6 protein-coding genes are annotated in these 6,000 nt (G+C 36.8%); all 6 read right to left on the bottom strand.

Annotated features, from left to right (window positions below; genetic code table 11):
- The coding region (locus AC3WJG_RS21870) for a LysM peptidoglycan-binding domain-containing protein (protein WP_492588579.1) at positions 1 to 601 on the bottom strand (601 nt) is incomplete at its 3' end.
- Between the two features lie 439 nt (positions 602 to 1,040).
- Positions 1,041 to 1,790: an oxygen-insensitive NADPH nitroreductase gene (gene nfsA / locus AC3WJG_RS21865; RefSeq protein WP_028409121.1), complete on the bottom strand. Its 750-nt coding sequence runs from the start codon at positions 1,788 to 1,790 to the stop codon at positions 1,041 to 1,043.
- Between the two features lie 92 nt (positions 1,791 to 1,882).
- Positions 1,883 to 3,016 carry an MGDG synthase family glycosyltransferase gene (locus AC3WJG_RS21860; RefSeq protein ID WP_013057664.1) on the bottom strand — a complete coding sequence of 378 codons (1,134 nt, stop codon included), beginning with the start codon at positions 3,014 to 3,016 and terminating at the stop codon, positions 1,883 to 1,885.
- Positions 3,013 to 3,606: a DedA family protein gene (locus tag AC3WJG_RS21855; protein ID WP_013083764.1), complete on the bottom strand. Its 594-nt coding sequence runs from the start codon at positions 3,604 to 3,606 to the stop codon at positions 3,013 to 3,015. The genes AC3WJG_RS21860 and AC3WJG_RS21855 overlap by 4 nt, the downstream gene beginning before the upstream one ends.
- A gap of 15 nt (positions 3,607 to 3,621) precedes the next feature.
- Positions 3,622 to 4,332 (bottom strand): polysaccharide deacetylase family protein, encoded by a 711-nt coding sequence (locus AC3WJG_RS21850; RefSeq protein WP_337134102.1) that lies wholly within the window; start codon positions 4,330 to 4,332, stop codon positions 3,622 to 3,624.
- Positions 4,333 to 4,622: 290 nt separating this feature from the next.
- Positions 4,623 to 5,225 carry an alpha/beta hydrolase gene (locus tag AC3WJG_RS21845; protein ID WP_028409123.1) on the bottom strand — a complete coding sequence of 201 codons (603 nt, stop codon included), beginning with the start codon at positions 5,223 to 5,225 and terminating at the stop codon, positions 4,623 to 4,625.
- Between the last annotated feature and the right edge of the window lie 775 nt (positions 5,226 to 6,000).

Below are 6,000 nucleotides of genomic sequence, written 5' to 3'. Positions count from 1 at the left end.
TTTGAGCCTGTTCAGCTTGAGCCTGCTGCTGCTCTTTTTGAGCCTGTTCAGCTTGAGCCTGCTGCTGCTCTTTTTGAGCCTGTTCAGCTTGAGCCTGCTGCTGCTCTTTTTGAGCTTGTTCAGCTTGAGCTTGCTGCTGTTCTTCTTGAGTTTGTTCAGCCGGCGCTTGAGCTTGCTGAGCTTCTGGAGCAGCTTGGGCTACTGAAGGGCTTGATTGCTGAGCTTGGCCGTTTGGAGACTGAATTTTTAATTGTTCGCCAGGATAAATTAAATCTGACTTCAGTCCGTTCCATTCTTTAATTTGATCTACCGTCACGCCGTATTGCTGACTGATGGACCATAATGTGTTTCCTTGCTGAACTTTGTGCGTCATTTCTTTTATAGTAGCTACGTTTAATTCTTGATTTGGATAAATAATATTAGATGTTAAGTTATTTGCATCTTTTAGCTCGTCTACGCTCACGCTGTGCTTTTGAGCGACTTTCCATAACGTATCACCTTTTTCTACGTGATACGTTCCGCTTGTAGAAGCAGAAGCTGCACCTACAAATCCCGCTGAAAGGATTGCTGTTGTTCCTAGAGTAAATATAAATTTTTTCATTACGAATACCTCCTTATTTACTCAATGATTGAATAATATCATCCTCACATTTCACAGCCGTTACAGAGCCATGCTACTTTTATTACAAAACTTAACAAAACAGAACATTCAATCGTAATATTTCTGATAATTTGGCTATATGATGAAACGTTTCTACTTTTTACTGTTTTTTATTGTTGTTTTTACTAAAATAGTTAAATTTCTCTATCGTTACTGGCTATGCCTCTTCTTTTTTATTGACCATTTAACGGGTATATTAAGTTTTTTTCATAACAAAAAAAGAGGTTGGGACATAACGAAATGAATCCAGTCAACTGCTAGAAGGAACTACATAAATGAAACCTATGTTCACCATAACAAAAAAAGCGAACCTCTCATCAAAAATTTTGATGAGCGGTTCGCTTTTCAATTCGGCTAAACTACTTTTGTCTCAGCTTTTTTATTTCTTGTTAAATCCTTGCTTTTCAACGAATTCTTTCATATACATACGCTTAGGATTGGAAAGCATTTCAGCCATTTGACCAGTCCATGTGTCTTGGCGTTTGCCATTTGTTCTTTCATTGTAATAAGCAGAAATTTCTTCGTTATACGCTGTTAATTCTTTTTTCGTCTGCTCATCGTTCGGCTCATATGTTTCTTCATGATACACATGTTTAAATGGTAAGCGCGGCTTTTTATCCGTAATACCCGCTGGATGTCCAACCGTTAGACCAAATAACGGGATTACATGATGAGGCAGTTTTAACACTTTGCTTACTTCTTCTAATTCGTTACGCAAACCGCCAATGTAACAAGCTCCAAGTCCCATTGATTCAGCAGCAAGCGTTGCATTTTGCGCAGCAAGGGCAACGTCAATAATAGCTACCATAAACTGCTCTGTGCTTTCGAGCGCTGTCGATAAATCTTTTTTCTCCATTTGCGCAATGACATCATGACGGTGAAAGTCAGCGCAAAATACAAAGAAGTGGCCATTTGTTTCTACGTAAGGCTGATTTCCTGCTAATTGAGCAAGCTTTCGCTTCGTTTCTTTATCTTTTACTCCAATAATGGAATACGCTTGAATATAGCTTGATGTGGAAGCTGCCTGTGCGCTTTCTACAATCGTCTGAATTTGCTCTTCGGACAATGGTTTGTCTTCATATTTGCGAATAGAACGATGATTTAAAATCGTTTCAATAACTGAATTCATATTATAATCTCCTTTTACTTCATTTAACCTTCTACAGATGTTATCTCTACAGTTAGTTTATCGAATGTAAAAAGAAATAACCAATGTTCTGCTTAAAATTGATTTTGACTTGTCTCATATCGATACAGCTTAAAATGATCTGCAAGCACGCGATCTACTTTTACTTCTAAGCTGTCTACATATTCGTCCATTCGTTTTATCAAGCGGTTTCGTTTCACATCATTTTCTAAAATGTTCTTAAGCTGCTGCTCAAAGGCTTCAGCATCATTAAGCGGTATCAGCAGCTCTTTTTCTTTGAGATATTCAATGTTAATTTGTTCTTGACCGGGAAGAGATGAGTGAATAAAAATAGGTAGTCTCTTGTGAAGGGCTTCGCTAATTGTCACTCCCCCCGCTTTTGTGACAATGGCATCTGCTCCCTCATATAAATCATTCATTTTCTCTCTCGATTTTACATACGAGACCGCTTTAATTCTCGGGTGGTTTAATTTTATTAGTTCTTGATACAACTTTTTGTTTTTTCCGCACAGCACATAATACATATACGTACAGTTTTGCGGAAGCTGCTGAAGCATTTTGCGTACATTTCCAAGGCCGGAATTCCCTCCGGCAATCAGTATATGTTTCTGTGGCATGAGATGGTCAATCCGTCTTTTTAAAAACGCTTTATGAACCGGAATTCCCGTTACATAAATAGAAGACTCTTTTACACCGTGAACGTTTTGTAAAAACGCTTTTGTATCCTGATCAGGTACGCAGTGAAGCTCAATTCCATTTTTACCCCATACGTCGCTTACTAAGAAGTCGGTGTATACGTTTATAATAGGAAGATCAATGATTCCTTTTTCTTTTAACCCGCTTAATACACAGGAAGGAAAGCTGTGGGTACAAACAATGACATCCGGCTGCTCTGCATCAATTAACTTCTTCATATGGTATTCGATAATCGGCCACTTTTTCACAACAAAGTCATCCATCGTATGGTCGTTTTTTTTGTATACATGACCGTAATAAAATTTTTCAAACTGCTTTGGAAAAACAGAAATCCATTTCATGTATATTGATGAAATCATTTGTTCAAGCGGTTTGCTCCAATAGCTTAAACAATCAATTTTTTGACAAATAACGTGCGAAAAACGCTCCATGATGGCATCCATAACGGCGTCTGCTACTTGGTGATGACCAGATGGCATCTGAAAAAGCGGTAAGAATAAAACCTTCCTCATTGACCATCCCTCCTCTCAAGACGTTTTCGGTTTCTTGTTCTTTTTATAAGTAAATAAATGACAAAAAAAGCTACAGCGCCCATGATAATATACGAAATATGAATTCGATCTCCTACGTAGTAACCCAAAATCAGAAAAGAAAGGACCCATACTAGACTTCCTACTACCGATAACAATAAATAAAGCAAAAACGGATAGCGACTTATTCCCGCCATATATGGGCTAATCTGACGCAAGCCTGGAATATATAAACCAAATAAAATGGTCCATATCCCATATTTATGGTAGCTGCCGCTTGCCGCTTCAATTTTTTCTTTGGTTAACCCTACGTATTTTCCGTACTTATCGAAAAATGGGGTTCCCGCATACCTTCCTAGCCCGTAAGCAGTAAGCATTCCAGTTATAACACCTAAAAAAGCAAAAAGAGATGATTCGTATAAGTTCAGCTGATGTTTGGCAATAAACATGCCTAATAATATTAAAAATGATTCTTCAGGCGCTGGAATTCCAACAATCCCACAAAAAAGTACAAGTAAAATAACAATATAACCATAGGAATGTATATACTGAGAAATAATTGTTAAGTCCACTGCTCGCTCCTCTATTTACGATTGATTCATCAATTGCTGCATGGTTATACTTTCATACCCTTGCTGTTTTAAGTAAGGTAAAAATTCTTCTAACGCCGCAATCGTCATTTCAGGTGCTTTTTCATCTGCTCCCGGGGTATCTCCATTATCGTGTAAAACAAAAATGGCTCCATCTTCTACTTTACGCATTAGTTTTTGAACTAATGCCGTTTTCGTTGTTTTTAGTGTCCAATCCTGAAAGATTCCTGTCCAGATCACAAGGTGATATGGCTTGGCCATTGATAAACTGCTCATATTTAAATGTCCCCACGGCGGACGATAAAAAAGCGGCTTTTGATTTGTTACTTTCTCTATAACCTGTGCACATTGATGAATTTGTCTTTTTAATTGCCAAGGTGTTTGCGTCCATGCACTCACATGACGATGATGATGTATAGCTACTTCATGTCCTTCATCGATCATCCTGTTTAAAATAGACGGGTGTTTTTCCCCTAGTTCTCCCACAATAAAAAAAGTAGCTTTCATTTCATGCAGTTTGAACAAGTCCAAAATTTTTGGCGTATAAACAGGATGAGGTCCATCATCAAATGTTATAGCTATTTTATGCTTTTTTATCCCTTTTATTATGACTGATGAATGATAGCGACGGTAAAGGGTTTGCGAAATAATGGTATATACACATATAACCATTAGAACGAAAAGTAAAACAATAAAAAAACGAGTCATATGCTTTTAACCATCCTTTTGAATTTAAATCCTGCATTTATTATAACGGTTTACTCAGACTTTGGTTTCATTTTTTTGTGATAGAAGCCAGGAATTTTAAAATAATTTGATACTTTACCTAAAAATAGCTATTCTTCAAGGATATACCGGAAATAAAATGATATCATAAAATTTCCCTTCATTCAGTAAAAAAAGTACTTTTTACCATTTATATCTATCTTTTGTACGATAGCTTTCATTATTTTTTAAAAATAAAAAAACTTTCCGCACGAATGCGGAAAGTTTTTAAATTAAAATTTTGCTCGATACCATTTTTCAGCTGCTTCAATTTCTGTTCGTGTTAGCTGATGGCCAAATGATTCCCAATGCACCTGTACGTCCGCTCCAGCTTTTTCTAAAAGCGCAGAAAGTTCTTCCGTTTCTGATGCTGGGCAAATAGGATCGTTTGTGCCTGCGCCAATAAAGATAGAAGCGTCGGTCTTAGGCACTTCAATTCCTCTTCTTGGAACCATCGGATGAAGAAGAGCCGCCCCTTTTAAAGAATTTTCATAATGAAATAGCAAACTTCCTGCAATATTGGCACCATTTGAGTAGCCTACAGCTACGATGTTGTGTCGGTCGAATGAGTATGTTTCAGCCGCTTCATCTAAAAATTGATGAAGTTCTTTTGTGCGTTCAATTAAATCTTCTATATCAAATATTCCTTCTTGTAAACGTCTAAAGAAACGAGGCATTCCGTTTTCTAGTACATTTCCTCTTACAGATAATACGGAGCAAGAGGAATCAATCATATCTGCAACAGGGAGCAGATCTTGTTCTGTACCTCCGGTACCATGCAACAGCAATAAAGTCGGTTTCGTCTCGTCCGTTCCTTTTTTAAAAATATGTTTCACGTATATCCACTCCTTTTGAATATCTCGAATTAAAGATAATTTTATTATAAGAACTTTCGAAGCATTTGTAAAGGAACTACTGTCAAAGAAATACCTGTATGTTTTGCTGACAGTATCACATAATACTGAATAACTTCATATGGCCATTGCTCATATGCAGCTAGGTATTTAATTCGTTTGACTTACAGCGAGGAAAGAAATATTCCACTTTTAGCTAAGTGCTCCCGTCAAAAGGTGGATAATGATTAAAACTCGCCCGTCCTCCTTCGTATAAAAAGTGCCCTAGTCTGATAAATTAGTTAATTTTTTCTTTATTTCGTTACTTTCAACAGATATCAGCATTTATACCCGAACGTACTAAATCTTATTTCTTATACGTGTTATAACAACTTTTTTCTATGAGAAACAGAACGTAAAATACCAGCTTGTTTTTTCATAAAGGGGAACAAAGCCCCGAATGGTGCTTTATACGACTTTATTTGACAAACACAAATTTATGGGTAAACTAAGTTCAGATGATTGTATTTCACTTTGTTTCAGTTTAATAAAAAAACGAAGCATCTGCGAGTAAGCAAAAAATAACTGCGTAAAGAGCTATTCATGTCAATCATCTTATACCCTAAAAACTTACCTGCACTTGAATAATAGCCTTTATTAAACTTAGCGCGTCAGCTTGTGAACGTTAATACTTTATCACCCATCTCTCTGTTAAAAGATTGAATGGGTCAACAAACTTCAGCATTCTTTACATAACGACCTTGTAAAGACGAAGAAT

The sequence above is a fragment of the Priestia sp. FW507-14D1A genome (assembly GCF_058781295.1).
Note: the sequence above shows the minus strand (reverse complement) of the source record. Positions and strands in the feature narration are given on the sequence as shown.

Excerpts from the sequence above, each read along its gene's own strand:
- nfsA (WP_028409121.1), bottom strand. The coding sequence starts at position 1,790 with ATGAATTCAGTTATTGAAACGATTTTAAATCATCGTTCTATTCGCAAA.
- AC3WJG_RS21860 (WP_013057664.1), bottom strand. The coding sequence starts at position 3,016 with ATGAGGAAGGTTTTATTCTTACCGCTTTTTCAGATGCCATCTGGTCAT.
- AC3WJG_RS21850 (WP_337134102.1), bottom strand. The coding sequence starts at position 4,332 with ATGACTCGTTTTTTTATTGTTTTACTTTTCGTTCTAATGGTTATATGT.